Origin of the sequence: Chryseobacterium mucoviscidosis (assembly GCF_002177115.1) — a bacterium.
GTDB classification, from domain to species: Bacteria; Bacteroidota; Bacteroidia; order Flavobacteriales; family Weeksellaceae; genus Chryseobacterium; species Chryseobacterium mucoviscidosis.
Map to the genome: position 1 here is coordinate 133,422 of NZ_MVAG01000113.1, position 18,493 is coordinate 151,914.

General features: G+C 36.3%; 19 protein-coding genes. 17 read left to right on the plus strand and 2 right to left on the minus strand.

The window, feature by feature from the left end; all coding sequences use genetic code 11:
- Nucleotides 1-638 precede the first annotated feature (638 nt).
- From B0E34_RS09460 to B0E34_RS09490, 7 genes are all read left to right on the plus strand, one after another.
- The gene (locus B0E34_RS09460) at nt 639-1,313 is read left to right on the plus strand and encodes an HAD family hydrolase (RefSeq protein ID WP_087708958.1); all 675 of its coding nucleotides are present in this window, start codon (nt 639-641) and stop codon (nt 1,311-1,313) included.
- Nucleotides 1,314-1,315: 2 nt separating this feature from the next.
- A complete protein-coding gene (locus B0E34_RS09465; RefSeq protein WP_087708960.1) occupies nt 1,316-2,140 on the plus strand; it encodes a phosphoribosyltransferase family protein in 825 nt (274 codons plus the stop codon).
- The gene (locus B0E34_RS09470; protein ID WP_087708961.1) at nt 2,130-2,684 is read left to right on the plus strand and encodes a TerD family protein; all 555 of its coding nucleotides are present in this window, start codon (nt 2,130-2,132) and stop codon (nt 2,682-2,684) included. Before B0E34_RS09465 ends, B0E34_RS09470 begins: the two co-directional genes overlap by 11 nt.
- Before the next feature lie 6 nt (nt 2,685-2,690).
- Nucleotides 2,691-3,863: a toxic anion resistance protein gene (locus tag B0E34_RS09475; RefSeq protein ID WP_185117450.1), complete on the plus strand. Its 1,173-nt coding sequence runs from the start codon at nt 2,691-2,693 to the stop codon at nt 3,861-3,863.
- A gap of 16 nt (nt 3,864-3,879) precedes the next feature.
- The gene (locus B0E34_RS09480; RefSeq protein ID WP_087708962.1) at nt 3,880-4,830 is read left to right on the plus strand and encodes a hypothetical protein; all 951 of its coding nucleotides are present in this window, start codon (nt 3,880-3,882) and stop codon (nt 4,828-4,830) included.
- Between the two features lie 64 nt (nt 4,831-4,894).
- On the plus strand, nt 4,895-5,506 hold the full coding sequence (locus B0E34_RS09485; protein WP_076392787.1) for a TerD family protein: 612 nt from the start codon (nt 4,895-4,897) through the stop codon (nt 5,504-5,506).
- Between the two features lie 188 nt (nt 5,507-5,694).
- Nucleotides 5,695-6,741: a TerC/Alx family metal homeostasis membrane protein gene (locus B0E34_RS09490; protein WP_087708963.1), complete on the plus strand. Its 1,047-nt coding sequence runs from the start codon at nt 5,695-5,697 to the stop codon at nt 6,739-6,741.
- 865 nt (nt 6,742-7,606) lie between these two features.
- Here the strand turns inward: B0E34_RS09490 and B0E34_RS09495 are convergent.
- Complete coding sequence (locus B0E34_RS09495) at nt 7,607-8,608, minus strand: catalase family protein (RefSeq protein WP_087708964.1); 1,002 nt, start codon at nt 8,606-8,608, stop codon at nt 7,607-7,609.
- A 225-nt stretch (nt 8,609-8,833) separates the two neighbouring features.
- Here B0E34_RS09495 and bamJ point away from each other — a divergent pair, with 225 nt between their 5' ends.
- The 4 genes from bamJ to B0E34_RS09515 all read left to right on the plus strand — a co-directional run bounded on the left by bamJ (nt 8,834) and on the right by B0E34_RS09515 (nt 11,597).
- Nucleotides 8,834-9,271 carry a BamJ family beta-barrel-assembly machinery protein gene (gene bamJ / locus B0E34_RS09500; RefSeq protein ID WP_087708965.1) on the plus strand — a complete coding sequence of 146 codons (438 nt, stop codon included), beginning with the start codon at nt 8,834-8,836 and terminating at the stop codon, nt 9,269-9,271.
- Between the two features lie 190 nt (nt 9,272-9,461).
- Entirely contained in the window at nt 9,462-10,412 is a 951-nt protein-coding gene (locus B0E34_RS09505) for a hypothetical protein (protein ID WP_087708966.1), read from the plus strand.
- 64 nt (nt 10,413-10,476) lie between these two features.
- The gene (locus B0E34_RS09510) at nt 10,477-10,887 is read left to right on the plus strand and encodes an Rrf2 family transcriptional regulator (protein ID WP_087708967.1); all 411 of its coding nucleotides are present in this window, start codon (nt 10,477-10,479) and stop codon (nt 10,885-10,887) included.
- A 59-nt stretch (nt 10,888-10,946) separates the two neighbouring features.
- Complete coding sequence (locus B0E34_RS09515; RefSeq protein ID WP_087708968.1) at nt 10,947-11,597, plus strand: NAD(P)-dependent oxidoreductase; 651 nt, start codon at nt 10,947-10,949, stop codon at nt 11,595-11,597.
- A gap of 74 nt (nt 11,598-11,671) precedes the next feature.
- On the opposite strand, the gene B0E34_RS09520 is transcribed toward B0E34_RS09515, so the two are convergent.
- Nucleotides 11,672-12,679, minus strand: a complete 1,008-nt coding sequence (locus B0E34_RS09520; protein WP_087708969.1) for a M23 family metallopeptidase — start codon at nt 12,677-12,679, stop codon at nt 11,672-11,674.
- 228 nt (nt 12,680-12,907) lie between these two features.
- Here B0E34_RS09520 and B0E34_RS09525 point away from each other — a divergent pair, with 228 nt between their 5' ends.
- The 6 genes from B0E34_RS09525 to B0E34_RS09550 all read left to right on the plus strand — a co-directional run bounded on the left by B0E34_RS09525 (nt 12,908) and on the right by B0E34_RS09550 (nt 18,417).
- Nucleotides 12,908-13,945, plus strand: a complete 1,038-nt coding sequence (locus tag B0E34_RS09525; RefSeq protein ID WP_087708971.1) for an NAD(P)H-dependent glycerol-3-phosphate dehydrogenase — start codon at nt 12,908-12,910, stop codon at nt 13,943-13,945.
- A gap of 366 nt (nt 13,946-14,311) precedes the next feature.
- Entirely contained in the window at nt 14,312-15,817 is a 1,506-nt protein-coding gene (gene mqo / locus B0E34_RS09530) for a malate dehydrogenase (quinone) (protein WP_087708972.1), read from the plus strand.
- Nucleotides 15,818-15,901: 84 nt separating this feature from the next.
- Entirely contained in the window at nt 15,902-16,303 is a 402-nt protein-coding gene (locus B0E34_RS09535; protein ID WP_087708974.1) for a hypothetical protein, read from the plus strand.
- Between the two features lie 121 nt (nt 16,304-16,424).
- The gene (locus B0E34_RS09540) at nt 16,425-16,982 is read left to right on the plus strand and encodes a DUF1684 domain-containing protein (RefSeq protein ID WP_228423046.1); all 558 of its coding nucleotides are present in this window, start codon (nt 16,425-16,427) and stop codon (nt 16,980-16,982) included.
- Between the two features lie 3 nt (nt 16,983-16,985).
- On the plus strand, nt 16,986-17,459 hold the full coding sequence (locus tag B0E34_RS09545; protein WP_087708978.1) for a GNAT family N-acetyltransferase: 474 nt from the start codon (nt 16,986-16,988) through the stop codon (nt 17,457-17,459).
- Between the two features lie 148 nt (nt 17,460-17,607).
- Entirely contained in the window at nt 17,608-18,417 is an 810-nt protein-coding gene (locus B0E34_RS09550) for a glucose 1-dehydrogenase (RefSeq protein WP_087708979.1), read from the plus strand.
- The last annotated feature ends 76 nt before the right edge of the window (nt 18,418-18,493 follow it).

Genomic DNA, 18,493 nt, shown 5'->3' on the forward strand with positions numbered 1-18,493 from the left:
GGTAGCAAAAAAGACCTATCTGAAACAGACAGGCCTTCTTTATATTTTAGTTTTATAAGGTCGGTCGTTATTCAGATAAATATTTAGTGCTACCAAAGTACACAGCTCTGATAGGATTGCTTAAAGTGATTATATTTATCATTTTTGTTGACATTGTTGATTGTTAACCGGTTGCAAAACTAAAAAAAATATTTTAACAGCAAAAACTTTTTTTAATTTTTTTTAAACGACTGAAAAATTGAAAATTTAAAGACATTATTTGCTAAATTATTTTTAACGCGAGGATCGCCAGGTTTTGTTCAATCCTTTGAAGACATTTTCGTTCGCCAAGGCACTTCGTTCAGCAAATGATAGCATCAAGTCTTGGCTGAGTGAAACGCCCTTGCGAACAAAAAATACCCACAATAATTTTAAAAAAATCTTTGAGGACTTTGCGTTTAAAAAAGAATTTTCCAATATCAAATATTACGGAAAATCATAAAAATTTCTTAAAACATCAAACTACATTTACACATTAATTTAAAAATTCTATCTTTGAAAGGAATTGTATTTTGAACACGAACAGATGAAAGAAAATAATAACCATTTAAAACATCTTTTTCAGGAAAAAGCTAAATAAAAATTTTAACTAAACCATTTTGAAAACAGATATAGACATCCACAATCACTCCCATTTTTCCTTTGATTTGTGGCTTACTTTAATAAAATCTCATCCTGAATTTAAAGCAAAAAGAGTTGAGCTGTTCTCCTCATTTTTTGACGTAAAAAAAACAATTGATGAAGTTGCGAAAGTCGTAAAATATTATGATGATCTTTGCAATTCTATCAATGAGGTGATTGGAGGAAATGTTGACACTTTTGAAATTTATTTATTAATTTTAAATGCACTGGAAGTAGATGCAAAACAATTGAATAAAGATCAGTTAAATCAATTCTACCAGAAAAGCGAAGATCTGTTTCTGGAATATAAACCTGTTGTGATTTTTGAAAATTTGCATCAGTTTTTTGATGAAATTAAAAATCAGGGAAAAACAATCAATATTCTAAGCAATACAGGTTTTATTAAAGGAAAAACCATGAGAAAATTCCTGATCAGTGAAAACCTCGATCAGTATATTGATTTCCACATTTATTCTGATGAAATGAACTGCTCAAAACCCGATCCGAAAATATTTCAGGAAGTGAAAAATTTACTGCCCAATCAGGATTTAGATGTAAAACAGGTTTTACATATCGGGGATAATCCTGTCGCGGATTATAAAGGCGCAAAGGATTTTGGTTTCAATGCACACTTACTTACACCCAAAATATAACTATGAACAAGAGGTACAGCTTACACCACATTCATTCGGCGGATGAATTTACATTTTCACCCGAGGAATACAGCTATTTCAAATATGGCGATAAGTCGTATGCTGAAAAATTTGCAAAAGAACTGTTCGAAGGATTTATTTCCGGACATGAAGATATTTTAAACACAGATAAAGAAATTGTAGTGCTGCCAAGTCCTTACATGGCAATTCCTACAGCGTCTAATTTTTTATGTTTTTACTTTAAAAAGCATCTGGATTTTTATTTGTTTCAGAAAGGAAAAAAATCAAGCATTTTATCGAAAATTAACAGAAATCATACTTACACGACAGATTATGGAAATTTAAGTTTTGAAGACCGTAAAAATCTCATCGCGAATGATACGTATTATCTGGATAAAGATTTTCTTAGAGGAAAACTTTGTATTTTTATAGATGATATTAAAATAACAGGAAGCCATGAGTTTACAGTGAATAAAATTCTTGATGAATATAATGTAGAGGCAGATTTTTTATTCATGTATTATGCTGAGCTGATGAATTTTGATCTTGATCCTAAAATTGAAAATTACTTTAACTATTACGCAGTGAAAAATGTAGAAGATATAGCGGAAGTAATGGGGAAGCCTAGTTTTCAGTTTAATACACGAATTGTAAAATATATTTTAGGCTTAGATTCAGGTAATTTTGAGTATCTTTCGTCTAAAGTAAAAAAGGAACTAATGGATAATCTGCTGGAACTGGCAATCAGCAATAATTATCATTTAATAAAAGAATACGAAAACAATATAAACACTTTAACACAAACCGAATTATATTATGGCTATTAACTTACAGAAAGGACAGAGAGAAAATATAAACGCACCGAAATTTACGGTTGGTCTTGGATGGGATATTAACAATACATCTACCGGAACCGCTTTCGATTTGGATGCTTCTTTATTTTTATTAGGTGAAAATAAAAAGTTAATTTCAGATAATCACTTCATCTTTTACAACAATCTGGAGTCTCCGGACAAAGCGGTAATTCACTCAGGTGACAATTTAACGGGAGACGGAGCAGGAGATGATGAGCAGATTAAAATCGATCTTACTAAAATCGATCCTGCCGTGAAAGAAATTACTGTTGTGGTAACCATTCACGATGCGGATTCAAGAAGACAGAACTTCGGACAGGTAAGAAATTCTTTCATCAGAATTTTCAATACAGATACCAACGAAGAAATTTTAAAATATGAATTGGACGAAGATTTCTCTATCGAAACCGCAGTAGAATTTGGAAGAATCTACAACAGAAACGGCGAATGGAAATTTGAAGCGGTAGGAAGCGGACAGAGAGAAGGTCTTGAAAAATTTGTATCAATCTATCAATAATCTATTATGGACAATCAGGAAAACCAACCTATAGATCCGCTTGGATCCATCGAACCTTTAAAGACATTCGAACCTACTCCGATGGAGCCGCCGCCGAGTATGGCAACGCCAAGTACGCCTCCTGCACCTTTAGTGGACAGAGACGGAAATGTAAATCTTACGCAGTTACAGGCAGAAGAACGCCAGAAATATGAAGCCCTTGCAGATTCTATTGACGAAACGAATCCTGGATCCATCGTTAATTTCGGGGCAGACCTTCAGAGAACATTATCCAACCAGAGTGACAGTTTCCTTGGAAATGTAAGGAGATCAAATTCCGGTGAAGTAGGTGAATTGATTAATAATTTATTAGTCGAGTTGAATTATGTAGATGTTGAAGAATTAAATCAGAATAAATTCAAAAGTTTTTTAAGCAAATTGCCTTTCATGAAAAGTGTCATGACGCAGATTGAGAATTTATTTGCCAAATATGATAAAATCATCAACAATATCGATCAGATTGCTTATAAAGTAAATGCAGGAATCATTACTTCAACGAAAGATAATGCGGTTTTACAGACGATTTTCGAAAGTAATGTCAACGCGATCAAACAAATCGAAGAACTGGTGATTGTCGGAAACCTGAGAATGGAAAAAGCCGGAGCCGAATTAGCGCACATGGAAGCCAATACGCAGGAATTTCAGGATTATCAGATTGCGGATAAGAGAGATTTTATCGCGAGATTAGACAGAAGATTAGCCGATCTGAAGGTGGTTCGATTAATCATGATGCAGTCGCTTCCGCAGATCAGACTCGTTCAGAACAACAACGTTTCTATTGCAGAAAAAGCGCAGACGATTTTAACGACGACTTTACCGCTCTGGAAAAATCAGCTTTCACTGGCAGTAGCGATGTACAGACAGCAGCAAAGTATTGAAATTCAGCAGAAAGTTTCGGCTACGACGGAAGAAATTTTAAGAAAAAATGCAGAACGTTTGGGGCAGAACTCTGTGAATGTTGCAAGAGCCAACGAACAGACGATTGTTTCCGTTGATGTATTGAGAGAAACAACAGCAAAACTAATCAATACATTAAACGAAGTGAAGCAGATCCAAAAACAGGGTGCGGAAGGAAGAAGAAAGCTGGATCAGGATTTAATGACTCTGGAACACGAATTAAAAGCAAACGTAAGAGGATAATAACGGGAGATGAAAAGTGAATGATGATGCTGTAAACATATTGTCGCAAAGCAAAAGAAGATTAACCAAACTTAAACTTCTTGCAAATTTTTTTGAAAATGTTGATATAATTTCGATCTACATTAAGACCGATATTATCCATAATCTTTTTCAGGAAAATAACGGACTCGATTACAGCAAACTGGAACTTTTTCATCTTCAGTATACCGACAGTCTTATTGAACTTTTAACCAAAATTAAAAGGCAGAAGGAAAATGAGATGTTGGCGGTGCTTAATGAAATTGATGTTAACAGCAAATACATTTCCGGTTTTGAAGAAAAGCGGGTAGACGGTTTCGAGACAGACCGTAAAATGTACAGCGGTATCTTTTCCAATCAGCTGAAAAGTCTGTATAATGATCTTACGCAAGACAAATTTCGGGCAAACTGGGATAATGTTCTGTATTTCTATAAAAAATACGCGGCAGAATTCTACCGTTCGAATGCTGATGAAGAATTGCTGAAATCCGGTTCTTTTCCCGCTTATCAGTATCAGGATTATCAGATTGAAAGGAAATTACTGGGAAGGCTTAATATTCAGAACTTTAAGGTTCGTTTTGTATGCGGATATGTCATCACGGGAAACGAATATGAATTATTTAAAATCTTCCAGTCCGACGATCACTTCATTTTTGATATCGAAGGCAGAAAAATGTATTTAATTGATCCTAAAAAACTGGAAAAACTAGATACAATGCCCAATGAATCGAATCAGGGAACAATTGTTTATCAGTTAAAAAGAAAAAACGAACAATTGGAAGAGACAATGAACGAAAGGAAAAAAACGCTGCCGGAACAGGTCATTGCCGTACTTCAGGATTATATTAAAAATCTCGAAAATACCGACGTGATGAGTAAAATGTTCGACATCAATGAAGAAACCAATATTCTTCGCGCAATGCTGAATTTAAATTTAAATAATAATTAAAATGGTAAATGGGCTAAAAAGGAGCCTATTTACAATCACAAAATAAAACAAAAACTTAAAAAAAATGGCTATTAACTTACAAAAGGGTCAGAGAATAAACCTAACGAAGGAAAACGGAACCACGCTTACACAGGCTTGTGTAGGAATCAACTGGGGAGCAATCGAAAAGAAAGGATTCTTCGGAGGAGTTACAAAAGAAGCAGTAGATTTAGACGGAAGCTGTATCTTATACGATTCCAATAAAAACGCGACAGAAGTAATCTATTTTGGGAATCTGAAGTCTAAAAACGGTTCGGTAAGACACAGCGGAGACGATTTAACAGGAGACGTAAATGGAGATGACGGTCTTGACAATGAGGTGATTACTGTGGATTTCAGCAATCTGGATTCTAATGTAGAGCACGTTGCTTTGGTTCTGAACAGTTATAAAGGTCAGGATTTCGGTACTATTCCTTTCGCATCCATCAGAATTTATGAAGGAACGCCAACCAACGTAAGAGAAGTTTTTGCAAAATATGATATTGCGAACGATGCATCTTTCAAAGGTCATGTTGCCATGGTAATGGGCGTTTTCTACAAAAGAAACGGAGAATGGAAGTTCAACGCGATCGGAGATCCTACAGCAGACAGAAAATTACAGGAAACAATAGAAACTGTAAAACAGAAATATTTGTAAAATATAAGTATTTAAAATGATCATCAATAGGAACGGGCTTTAGCCCGTTTGCATTAAAAATAAGTTTCCAATCCGGCTTTAGCCAAAACTTATTAACTGTTGAATGAAATTTTAAAATAAAAATAAAATTTAGCAATACTTGTACCCGTACAAATATTGCTTTTATCGTATAATAAGCACATTTAAAAGTGGACAAACATCAAGGTATTTTAGATCTTCATCCCGGTCTGGTTTGGGGATTTGCGGTAACGGTAGTTATCATGTTGCTTCTGGATTTAGGAGTTTTCAACAAAAAAAGTCATGAAGTTTCTTCCAAGGAAGCTACAATCTGGTCAATCGTATGGATCTCGCTGTCTATGGTATTCTCCGGCGTGGTTTATTGGGTTTTCAATACAGACGGAAGTCCCGAAAGTCATGCTTTGGCAGTAGAGAAATTCACGCAGTATCAGGCGGCTTACTGGATTGAAAAAGCACTTTCGGTGGATAACTTATTTGTATTCATTCTGGTTTTCGGGTTCTTTAAAGTTCCGAAATACCTCCACCACAAAGTTCTTTTCTGGGGAATTATCGGAGCATTGATTTTCAGGGCAATTTTCATTTTTGCGGGTGTAGGATTAATCAACCTTACTTACCTTCCTGAAATGAATATTTTCGGACATCCGGTAAAAATCAATATTGTAATGACTTTATTCGGGTTGTTCCTTGTGTATGCAGGAATAAAATCGTGGGGCGACGGAGACGATGATGACGAAGAAGATTACAGCAATACCGCAGGAGCACGACTGATTAAGAGATTCTGGAAAGTTTCAGACAATTACGTGGGCGACAAATTCTTTACGGTACAGAACGGAATAAAAATGGCAACCCCGCTTTTGGTTGTTGTAGCCGTAATTGAGTTTACGGATGTACTTTTTGCAGTAGATTCCATTCCGGCAATCTTCGCGATTTCCAATGATCCGTTTATCCTTTACACATCGAATATTTTCGCAATTTTAGGATTAAGATCATTGTATTTCCTGTTGGCGAATTTCATTCATATGTTCAGCAAATTGCCTTACGGTTTGGCAGTTATTTTATCGTTTATCGGAGTAAAAATGCTGATTGCACCATGGATTCATATTCCGTCTCCGGTTTCTTTGGGAATCGTTGGAGGAGTTTTGGTAATTTCAGTGATTTTATCCCTGATTTTCCCCGATAAAAAAGATGACGAAGACAAAGAGAAAATTGAAGAATAAGATCAGTTCTTATTAAAAATAGAAAGGCTTTACACAATTTGTAGAGCCTTTTTATTATTTTATTTTTGGGAGCTGTTTCGCGCTTTCCGCACTCGCTATTTTTAAGCTTTTTGGCGGCGCGGCTTTGCCGCGCCGCCAAAAAGCTTAAAAATGAGCTCAAACAATTGCTTCAATCGCGGCTAGGAAAATAGTCTGTGTTTCAATATTTGAATTACCCAGTACAGTTTGTCATCCTTTAGAAATCTAAACAGAATTAAAAAAAATGCGTGGCAAACACGATTTTAGTCTTAATAATTATCATTCACTGAATGAAATCGAAGATTCGACGAAGTCAAATACCTTCGCGAACAAAAATATCCACTACAATGTAAAACAAAATTTAGTGAACCTTGCATTAAAATCAATAAAAATAAATTTCTCCTAAAATCAAGCGCCGAATAATCAAAGTTGCTATCATTTGCTGAGTGAAACGCCTTTGCGAACAAAAAATACCCACTACAATGTAAAACAAAACCCAGCGAACCTTGCGTTGAAAACAATAAAAATAAATTTCTCCTAAAATCAAAGAGCCGAATAATCAAAGTTGCTATCATTTGCTGAGTGAAGCGCCCTTGCGAACAAAAAATACCCGCTACAATGTAAAACAAAACCCAGCGAACCTTGCGTTAAAATCAATAAAAATAAATTTCTCCTAAAATCAAGAGCCGAATAATCAAAATTTGCTGAGTGAAACGCCCTTGCGAACAAAAAATACCCACTACAATGTAAAACAAAACTTAGCGAATCTTGCGTCAAAAATTAAATAAAATAGATTTCTCCTTCGTCGAAATGACAGGAAGGTCAAAAATTCACCATTTACTTTTCATTATTTGTTATATTTCAATAGCTTATTGATTTTCCGTCTCGTTTGTACAGAAACCTTATACGCTTCATCGCGGAGCTTTTGAATCTTTCCGACGGGCTGAAAGAAAATCTTACTTTCAAAAGGATTAAAAGAAAGCAATTCGCTGTCGCAGGAATTTGAGTTCAGAAGATTGTTTTTTTCAATTTTCACTTCCCCGATTTTAATATAAGGCGAATTTTTCCATTCAACATTAAGTTTATTCACAGGCTGATCTTTCAGGTCATAGCAAAGCTGAATAAGAACATCTGCCGTGAAATTTTCTTCTTTAAGATAATGTTCCACAGCATTTTTTACCTTTAATTTCTTCCCGAAATGTTTGTTGACAGATTGCGGTTTGATTTTAATTTTCATCATATAATCTCCCAGTCTGTACACACCGACAGAATGAAAATCAAATGAAAGAAAAAAATCATTTCTCTTCCTCCAGAGTCTGAATATATTTTTGACGAATGATGCTGTAACTGTTGAAGGAATGACTTTTAAAATCTGCATCAGTAAAGAAAAAGAACTCCATTTTTTTACAAAAAAACGATTAACGGAAGTGAATAATTTTAGAAATGTACTCACCGAGTTGATCGGAAACAACGGAAAATTCACCAAAGGAAAATTGGCAATCACGTTTCCTTTCTCATCATTAATTTTCACGGCAAAGCCATATGCAGGAAAATCTCTTTTCCCCTTCATTATTTTTAAATGAGCGTTGGAGAGACGGATGATAAGATCATATTTTTCTTTATCAAAATACGGTTTCAGTTCTTCGGGAATGTTTTTATCAATCAGAAAAGTTCCTTTCGTAACAGTGTATGTTTTAGCATGAGCATTTCTCGTTGCGTAATGAACATCACTCACGGAAGGTGACTGCTCAACAAAATCCGTAATGCTTTTTTTATTGATTTCCAGAAGCTGCTTCTCTTCATCAGTCAGTCTGTCGTATTCCTTTTTATAGGGTAATGGATTGGGCATTTAGTTTTTAAGTCCAATTATAACGCCAAGTTTCGGAAATCCTATTAACAGAATATTAATGATACTTGAATTTTTAAGCTGAGTTAAAGATGCAAAAAAAATGAAATTTAATAAATTGAAAACTAATGATTTATATGTTTTGAAAATTTTCTATGATTAAAAAACTTCCATCTTCCGGCTATCATCTTCCGGCACAAAGAACTATCTTTGCAAAAATTATCAATTATGGGAGTAGCAGATATGTTATTTAAACGTAAAAAAGAATTGGCAGAAAAAAACCTGAAAGACGGTCAGGAATATATGGCAGAATATGGCAAGAGAGAAAGCGTTGTAGAATTGCCGAGCGGATTGCAGTATGAAATCATTACGGAAGGCGACGGCGAAAAACCAGGTCCTAGATCTACCGTAAAATGCCATTACCACGGAACTACCATCACCGGAAAAGTTTTCGACAGTTCTGTAAAAAGAGGAACTCCGGCTTCATTTCCATTGAATAAAGTTATTAAAGGATGGACGGAAGCACTTCAACTGATGCCGGTAGGAAGCAAATGGAGATTAATTCTCCCTCCGCATCTGGCTTATGGAGATCAGCAGATCAGCAAAGAGATCGGTCCGAATTCTACGCTTATTTTTGAAGTGGAATTGCTGGATATCAAGAAATAGTTTTATTAAAAATAGCTTAAAAATTTACCTGTTATTCGGGTAAATTTTTTTATTTGCGTAATTTTACCTTTCAAATAACTTAAAACAAATATTTGGTTTGAATTTGAAATAATGTAATTCTTATAAAATTTTCTACAGGTTTGTAGCTTACAGATGTATAAGAATCCCGAATCACAGAAAACATCGATCAATGAAGAAGATAATTTACTTTGTAGCATTCAGTATGTTGCTTACTTCCTGTGTATCAAGGAAAAATCAGGCAATCAGACAAAATATTCTAACGCTTCGGGATAGCTATTGTAAAGCGCCTTTCAAATACAATTACGGTAATAAATTACCTTCCTATAACTCAGATTCCATCATTAATGCCAACAAAGAATTAAGAGATAAATTTTCGGATCAGAGTATTTTGATTCTGAATGTTTTAGATAATCTGGATGAAGTTCATGAGATCATGGAGCTTAAAAAAGACACTTCACTGGAATCTCAGGTAAAAGTTTTACAGCTAAAATCCAAAATCAACAGCAAAATAACCATTGCTTTAACCGAGCTGGATGCGGTTGCGGCAGAATTCGACTGTGAGGGGGAAAGAGTAGCGCAGATCGGAAATTATGTGGATAATCTAAACGATTCCAGAAACAATAAACTTATTCTGCTGTCAATTGTAACAGGAGCCGCAGCTTCGGTAGCGGGAGGAATTGTAAAGGATAATTCATGGAGTAATGCCATAGATATCGGAGGAGGAGTTTTGGGAGCAGGATTTGGTTTGGCAACTTTAAATCCGAAAGGTAAAAAAGTAGAATTTATTCATCAGAGAAATCTGCTAAGAGATGTATGGAACGGCAAATTACAGTCACCTAACTTTCCGCCGTTTATCTGGTATATGTACACCGAGAAAAAATTTTCCAACAGAGAGCAGCAGTCTATTATTTCGAGTATGAAAGAACGCTGGCTTCATTATCAGTTTGATGATGATAAAAAGCGTGCAGACGAATCTGTTATTTTCAGTGACGGAGGATTTTACCGTTCAGATGATCTTCATAACCGTGCCGCAATGCTTAACCAGATGCAGTCGGCAACCAGAACCATCAATCAGAATATCAATTATCTGCTTTTGGATCTGGATCGTCTGATTCTTTAACAAATTTTAATTGTAATATTTTTTGTTACATTAAAAAATTGTATATCTTTGCTGAGTAATTATAATGAACAACACAAGATTTGCCACGGCAATACATATCATGATTTTATTGACGGAAAGTCCACAGGACTGGCTTACCTCAGAATGGATTGCAGGAAGCATCAATATCAATCCTGTGATTGTTCGTAAAGAGCTTGGTGTGTTAAGAGAAGCAGGTTTAATTACAAGCAGACAGGGAAAAGAAGGAGGGAGTCAGCTGGCAAAAAGTGCAGATTCCATACGAATTTCTGAAATCTATCTGGCTGTGAAGAACACCGAAGTTTTAGGAAAGAAACATAATAATCCCAATCCGGTTTGCCCGGTCGGAAAAGAAATTAATAATCATCTTAAAAATTTGTTTTCAGAAACCGATCAGTTGGTTTTGGATTTTTTAGGAAATAAATCCTTAAAACAGTTCAGCGAACAGTTTAAATAAAATTTTTCGCTTAAAAATGTAACAAAAATTATTACAATTAAATATAAAAAATAAACAGTATGAAAAAAGTAGCAGTAATAGGGGCAACAGGTTTTGTAGGAACTCAGGTTGTAAATGAATTATCCAACAGAGGATATCAGGTAGAAGCTATTGTAAGAGATGCTTCAAAAGTGGAGCAAAACGAAAAAGTAATAGCTAAAAGTGTAGATGTAAACAATGTAGATGAGTTATCAGAAGCTTTAAAAGGAAATGATGCCGTAATCAGTGCTTTCAACGCAGGATGGACCAATCCTAATCTTTATGATGACTTTCTGAATGGTTCCGTTAATATCGAAAAAGCAGTTGAACAATCCGGCGTAAAAAGATTTATTACTGTTGGAGGAGCAGGAAGTCTTTACATTGATGGAAAACAACTGGTAGACGGATCAGATTTTCCTGCAGAAATAAAACCTGGGGCAACTGCGGCAAGAGATTATTTAAACAAAATTAAAGAAAATGAAACCTTAGACTGGACATTTTTCAGTCCCGCAATAGAAATGCATCAGGGAACGGCAGGCGTAAGAACCGGAAAATACAGAACCGCTCTGGAAAATCCTGTTTTCGATGAAAACGGAAGAAGTGTTCTTTCCGTAGAAGATGTAGCGGTGGTTTTGGTGGATGAACTGGAACAGAATAACCACATCAGAGAGCGTTTTACAGCAGCCTACTAATTTTTTTAAGATATGTTTTAAAAGTTTCGGCGGCACCTTTGGTGCCGCCGAAACTCTATATTTTAACTCTCATTTTAAAGATTCATAAACAACTTCGGATTTACCGGAGTATTGTTCTTATGTACTTCATAATGAAGGTGAGGTCCGGTAGAACGACCGGAATTCCCGGATTTGGCGATAACCTGTCCCACTTTCACTTTATCATTCACTTTAGCGACCAACTGCGACAAATGTCCGTAAAGAGTTGCCAGTCCGTTTCCGTGAGAAACGATCACACAGTTTCCGTACCCTCCTTTCTGTCCGGAAAAAATAACCGTTCCGGCTGCAGTTGCCACGACATCCGATCCGTAAGCAACGGCTATATCCAGTCCTTTATGAAACTGCATCTGATCTGCTTCTGCAGGCGCATTGTTTTTCTCGGCAGGCTTTTCAGATCCGGCTGCAACAGATTTTGCTGACGAAGCAGGAGCGGGAGCAGCAGAAGTCGTTTTTGGTGTTACCATTACTTTTACTTCTCTTTTATTTCCGTAGCTATCTGTTACTTCTATAATTTTTTCCACGGGTTCAGCTTTTACTTCCGGAGCTGCGGCTGCAACAGCAGCGGGTTTGGCAGCATTGCTTTTTACAGAGGCTAAAACGGTTTTAAAAGGAATAGGATTTTTTCTCACTCCGAAATTAGACGAAATATAACCTTCAGTAGGCATTCCCAAAGGAACTTCCAGTAACTTTTTCTGAAGATTCATCAAATATTGGCTGTATCGGTTTGCCTGTTTTGCCAGATAAATAGAGTTGGAGATACTGTCTTTACTCAGAATAGTAACTTTCTCGTTGGGAACATCCTTAGATTTAAGGAAAGAATTCAGTTCTGCTACGGTTTGATCCACCAATGTAAGATCAGTTTTCATTTTCAGATAATCTACACTGTCTTTTTCAGTGTTTATTTTTACAAGGTTTACTTCATAATTTTTGTTGTCCTTTTCCGAATACAACTTCGCAATGAAAATACCTTGCGCAAAAACTACTAATAAAAGTCCTCCTAAAAGCACATTTATGTTCTTTTTACTGCTTAGAAATTTCTTCATTTTTCTTCTCTTAGTATAATTACAAAACGGTTTTAAGCCTGCAAATTTAATTAAAAATAAACTTTCAGGCTTATTTTTAACAAAACTTTAGTTTTTTCTGTAATTAACGGTCGATTAGATATTTAATTGTGTTGAAGTGTTAATTTTGTCTAAATTTGGTTTTTATCATGCTCCGAAAATCCTTCTTTCCGTCTTTGTTTTAATATATTTGCAGTTCACATTTCTATTATGGCAAAAAAGAAAACAAATATAGAATCGAACCCGAAGAAAAGCAAAAATGATGTTGCGGTAGGAGTAGTCGGAAGTGGAAGTTTTGCGACTGCTATTGTGAAAATGCTTGTAGAAAACTGTAAAGTTGTGCACTGGTGCGTAAGAAATGAGTACGTAAAAGGAGCGATCGAACAGAGAGGTCATAACCCGACTTATCTTACAGCAGTTAATTTCAATCTTAAAAATTTAAAGCTTACCACAGACATCAACGAGCTTGTTTCTGCGTGTGATATTATTGTCTTGGCAACGCCGTCGATCTATCTTTCCGATACGCTGGAGAAAATGACCTGTGATTATCAGAATAAAATATTCGTTTCTGCCATTAAAGGAATTATTCCGAAGGTAAATGATGTCGTAGCACATTATTTAAGAGACGAATTTAAAATAGGCTTCAGGAATCAGGCAGTGATTGCAGGGCCTTGTCACGCAGAAGAAGTGGCAATGGAAAGACTGTCCTATCTTACCGTTGCAACCGTAGAAGATGAAGTTTCACAGAAACTGGTGGATATTTTCAATTCAGATTTTATTAAAATGCATTCCAGCAAAGATATTTTAGGAAACGAATACAGTGCGATTCTTAAAAATATTTTCGCTATCGGAGCGGGAATTGCGAGTGGTTTAGGATATGGAGACAACTTTACCGCGGTTTTCGTTTCCAATGCGATCCGTGAAATGGAAACTTTCCTGGAAGCCATTTACGAAGCGCCGAGAGATGTTAACGAAAGTGCTTATCTGGGAGATTTACTGGTTACCGCGTACTCATTATTCTCCAGAAACAGAAATTTGGGAAATCTTATCGGAAAAGGATATACAGTAAAATCAGCAATCCAGTCAATGAACATGATTGCAGAAGGATATTATGCAGCCAATTCTATTTACAAAACCTCAAAGGAAAAAGGACTGAAACTTCCGATTGTAGATACGATCTATGGAATTCTGTATGAAGGAAAAAATGCAGAAAAACAGTTTAAGAAACTCACCGCAAAACTCGATTAATTTTTAATTTTAAATAACACAAAACATCAGAAGTCTCCTTCTGGTGTTTTTTTATGCTTAGAATTCTTTTTTTTGGAGCTTTTTCCTGCTTTCGCTACTCGCTTTTTTAGGTTTTCGGCGGCGGCTTTGCCGCCGCCGAAAACCTAAAAAGAGCTCAGACATGCCGCTCAATCACGACTATAAAATAGTCGGATCATAAAAATTCCAGACAATAATTAGCTTTCCGGCATCATAGAATTTAAAACAGATCAATACTCCCACAGATTCTGTAAATTAATTTTTTTGATAAAACCCATATTAAAATCGTTTAACCGAACCCTATTTTAAGAAACTTTTCCCGAACTTTGAAGTAATAAAATTTAAATTATGTCACAATCGCTTACAAGCAGAACGCCGAAACCAAAATACGACGTTGTTCTAATAGGTGGCGGAATTATGAGTGCCACTTTAGCTACATTATTACACGAATTTGATCCTGATCTGGAGATCGCTATTTTCGAAAGACTGGGACGGTTTGCCAAAGAAAGTACAGCAGCCTGGAATAATGCAGGAACAGGTCACTCAGCATTTTGTGAGCTCAATTATACCCCTGAGAAACCCGACGGAACAATAGATATTTCCAAGGCTGAAAGTATTGCCGAACAGTTTGAAATTTCAAAACAGTTTTGGTCTTATTTAATTACAAAAGGATACATCAGCGAACCGAAGGATTTTATCAATTCCTGTCCGCACATGAGTCTCGTTTTCGGAGAAAAAGATGCAGAATATCTTAAAAAACGTCATGAGAAAATGTCAGAATCTGTTCTCTTTAAAGGAATGGAATTCTCAACGGATCACGATAAATTGAGAGAATGGATTCCTTTGGTAATGAGCAAAAGAAACCAGTCGGAAGTAATGGCGGCAACCAAAATGGATCTGGGAACTGATGTTAATTTCGGAACGTTAACCAGAAAAATGGGAAGACATTTGCTGGAAGATTCCAATGTTGAAGTTTTCCTTTACCACGAAGTAAAAGACATTGATCCGAAAGAAGACGGAACCTGGGAAATGAAAGTGAAAGACAGAATTCATAATCACAAACAGGAAGTAGAAGCGAATTTCGTATTTATCGGTGCAGGAGGATATGCTTTGCCATTGTTAGACAGTTCAGAAATCAAAGAAAGCGAAGGTTACGGCGGTTTTCCGGTTTCCGGACAATGGCTGGTAAGTCATAATCAGGAATTGGTAGAAAAACATCAGGCAAAAGTATATACACAGGCAACTGTGGATGCACCTCCAATGTCTGTTCCTCATTTGGATTTAAGAATTATTGATGGAGAGAAAGCCCTTCTTTTCGGACCTTTTGCTGGATTTTCAACTAAGTTTTTAAAAGAAGGAAGCTATCTGGATTTACCTGAAAGTGTGAATACTAAAAATTTGAGATCGCTTTTCGGAGCTTGGTGGCATAATATTCCCTTAACGAAATATCTGGTTCAGCAGGTGGCAATGACGAAATCCCAAAGAATTCAGCATTTGAGAGAATTTATTAAAGATGCCAAAGAAGAAGACTGGGAACTGAAAGTTGCCGGACAAAGAGTTCAGATCATTAAAAAGGATGAAAAACATGGCGGAAAACTGGAATTCGGGACCGAAGTAGTAGTGAATAAAAAAGGAACAATTGCTTCTCTGTTGGGAGCTTCTCCCGGAGCGTCAACAGCAGTCTATGCAATGCTGAACGTGCTTGAAAAATGCTTCCCCGAAAAACTTCATGGCGAGTGGAAAGAAAAACTGCTGGAAATGGTTCCTTCTTACGGGCAAAAACTGGCAGATCATCCAGAGCTTACAGAAAAAGTGAGAAACTATTCAAAAGAAAAATTACAACTCGAATATTAAAAAAAGTGAGCGCTGAATAGTCAGTTTTTTAAATTAAAGTATTAAATTACAAACAATTGACTATTCACTTCTCACAAAGAAATTATGTCAGAAACACTTATAAAACCTGTGATCGTGAAAGAATTATTAGAATCCCTTCAAACCAAATTCGAGGAGGAACAGCAGGTTATTGTCCATTGCTGTTTTCCGGCATCACCCTTTTTTGGAAACCTCATCAGAATATGGCAGTCAACCTATCTTTTTGATAATCAGTCGGAACATCAGAGCAAACTAATTCATGCGGAAAATATTACCATTTATCCCAACTGGACCCCGGTTCCTTTTATGAGAGATTTTTGGTTCACTCTGGTGTTTTCAGGGTTGCCGAAAGACTGTAAAAGCTTTGATTTAAAAGAAGTTATTCCGGAAGAAGGCGGATTTTTTGTAGAATCCATCAAAAGAAATTCATCAGACATTTACCGCGTGAAAATTTCAGAATCTTACTGAAAATTAATCCGCTGAATGGCTTATTTACCGTAAAATCTTTATCGTAAATCATAGTTTTAAGTTCATGAAAAAATACCTACTTATCTTTTTACTTTTTCCACTTCTGATATTTTCTCAAAAATTGTCAAAAGAAGAATCCGAAATTAAAAAATTTCAGAAAGAACTGAATGCTGAATATGTAAACCCGAAAGAAACACCTTTACGCGGCGATAATTTTAAAAATTTCAAACAGCATCCTTTCTTTCCGATCAGTTTAAAATACAGAATTACTGCAAAATTCGAGAAAACGGAAAACGCAGAACCGTTTGATCTTCCTACCTCTTCAGGCAAAACAAAACCTTACAGAGAATTTGGAAAAGCAACATTTCAGTTAGACGGAAAATCATATAAATTAACGCTGTATCAAAGCTTAGATTTAATCAAACAGAAAAAATACAAAGACCATTTATTTCTGCCTTTCCGTGATGCTACTAACGAAAAAGAAACCTACGGCGGTGGAAAATATCTCGATTTAACGATCCCAAAAGGCAAAACCATTATTCTGGATTTTAATAAATCGTATCACCCTTACTGTGCTTATAACGCTTACGATTACAACTGTCCCGTTGTTCCCGAAGAAAATAAGCTGCCGGTTGAAATTCGGGCAGGAGTAATGTATGAAGACATTTATCATCATTAAATTATGGTAAAATTAAAATTTTACGAACCGAAAGATTTTCCCGGAGTAAGCTATACTTTGGACGAACTGCAGTCACAATACACCGCAACTGCAGAACAGGCATTACAGAAAATTGAAGAGCGGAGCGACACCCTTGCTTTTCCCATCACCATTCTGGAAAATCATCATCCTGCCGGTTTTTTTGTGCTGGATTTCGGAAATGATAAATTAGACCTTACAGACAATCAGAATTCTACGTTATTGCGCTCCCTTTCCATAAATCCTGAATCGCAGGGAAAAGGAATCGGAAAAGCAGCAATGATCCTCCTTGATGAATTTGTTCGGGAACACTTCAAAGATTGCAGCGAAATCGTTCTTGCAGTCAACCAAAACAATAGTTCCGCTTACGAACTATATCTCAAAGTCGGCTACAAATTCGACGGAAAAACAAGAATGGGCAGAAGCGGAATACAATATCTGATGTACAAAAAATTGTAAAACAGAATTTTTGAAAAAATTATCGTTTCAATAAAAAATAGTTTTAGCATAATCCTTAAAAATCAAACTTTAAGAAATTTTTAATTCAGAATTTTCATGTTTGGCGTGAAACTTTCACCTAAATTTGAGTAACATCAAATAATAAAACATGGAAATATCTCTTCACAATCAGGTCGCTGTCGTTACCGGAGCTTCTAGCGGAATCGGTTCAGGAATTGCAAAATCACTCGCTTCAGCCGGAGCAACAGTTATTGTCAATCACTCTTCGGAGCATTCGTCAGATGAAGCCAAAGCCGTTTTAAAAGAAATCACCGATGCAGGCGGAAACGGAATAATCTATCAGTGCGATGTTTCCAAAGAAGATCAGGTCGTTACAATGTTTCAGGATGTGGTTTCACAATTCGGAACAGTCGATATTCTCATCAACAACGCAGGCGTTCAGAAAGATGCAAAATTCACGGAAATGACACTCGATCAGTGGAATACCGTCATCGGAATCAATCTTACTGGGCAATTCTTATGTGCGAGAGAAGCCATCAAAGAATTTCTTCGCCGTGGCATCGATCCTTCGCGTTCCGTTGCCTGTGGAAAAATCATTCACATCAGTTCCGTTCACGAAGTCATTCCTTGGGCAGGTCATGCCAATTATGCTTCAAGCAAAGGCGCAATCAGAATGCTCATGCAGACTTTGGCGCAGGAATACGGAGCCGACAAAATCCGTGTCAATTCCATCTGTCCCGGAGCAATCCAGACACCCATCAACAAAGATGCATGGAACACTCCCGAAGCTTTAAACTCATTATTAGACCTGATTCCTTATAACAGAATCGGTCAACCGCAGGACATTGGAAATATGGCGGCGTTTCTGGCAAGTGATCTCGCAGATTACATTACCGGAGCCAGTATTTTTGTAGATGGCGGAATGACAACGTTCGAAAGCTTTTCAACAGGAGGATAATTCTTTGGGCGCATATTTCCGGCTTTCACTACTCGCTTTTTTGTGCCTTGCTTTTTCTAATGCTTACAAAAAGAGC

Excerpts from the sequence above, each read along its gene's own strand:
- B0E34_RS09465 (WP_087708960.1), top strand. The coding sequence starts at position 1,316 with ATGAACAAGAGGTACAGCTTACACCACATTCATTCGGCGGATGAATTT.
- B0E34_RS09470 (WP_087708961.1), top strand. The coding sequence starts at position 2,130 with ATGGCTATTAACTTACAGAAAGGACAGAGAGAAAATATAAACGCACCG.
- B0E34_RS09475 (WP_185117450.1), top strand. The coding sequence starts at position 2,691 with ATGGACAATCAGGAAAACCAACCTATAGATCCGCTTGGATCCATCGAA.
- B0E34_RS09485 (WP_076392787.1), top strand. The coding sequence starts at position 4,895 with ATGGCTATTAACTTACAAAAGGGTCAGAGAATAAACCTAACGAAGGAA.
- B0E34_RS09495 (WP_087708964.1), bottom strand. The coding sequence starts at position 8,608 with ATGCCCAATCCATTACCCTATAAAAAGGAATACGACAGACTGACTGAT.
- bamJ (WP_087708965.1), top strand. The coding sequence starts at position 8,834 with ATGGGAGTAGCAGATATGTTATTTAAACGTAAAAAAGAATTGGCAGAA.
- B0E34_RS09505 (WP_087708966.1), top strand. The coding sequence starts at position 9,462 with ATGAAGAAGATAATTTACTTTGTAGCATTCAGTATGTTGCTTACTTCC.
- B0E34_RS09510 (WP_087708967.1), top strand. The coding sequence starts at position 10,477 with ATGAACAACACAAGATTTGCCACGGCAATACATATCATGATTTTATTG.
- B0E34_RS09515 (WP_087708968.1), top strand. The coding sequence starts at position 10,947 with ATGAAAAAAGTAGCAGTAATAGGGGCAACAGGTTTTGTAGGAACTCAG.
- B0E34_RS09520 (WP_087708969.1), bottom strand. The coding sequence starts at position 12,679 with ATGAAGAAATTTCTAAGCAGTAAAAAGAACATAAATGTGCTTTTAGGA.
- B0E34_RS09525 (WP_087708971.1), top strand. The coding sequence starts at position 12,908 with ATGGCAAAAAAGAAAACAAATATAGAATCGAACCCGAAGAAAAGCAAA.
- mqo (WP_087708972.1), top strand. The coding sequence starts at position 14,312 with ATGTCACAATCGCTTACAAGCAGAACGCCGAAACCAAAATACGACGTT.
- B0E34_RS09535 (WP_087708974.1), top strand. The coding sequence starts at position 15,902 with ATGTCAGAAACACTTATAAAACCTGTGATCGTGAAAGAATTATTAGAA.
- B0E34_RS09545 (WP_087708978.1), top strand. The coding sequence starts at position 16,986 with ATGGTAAAATTAAAATTTTACGAACCGAAAGATTTTCCCGGAGTAAGC.
- B0E34_RS09550 (WP_087708979.1), top strand. The coding sequence starts at position 17,608 with ATGGAAATATCTCTTCACAATCAGGTCGCTGTCGTTACCGGAGCTTCT.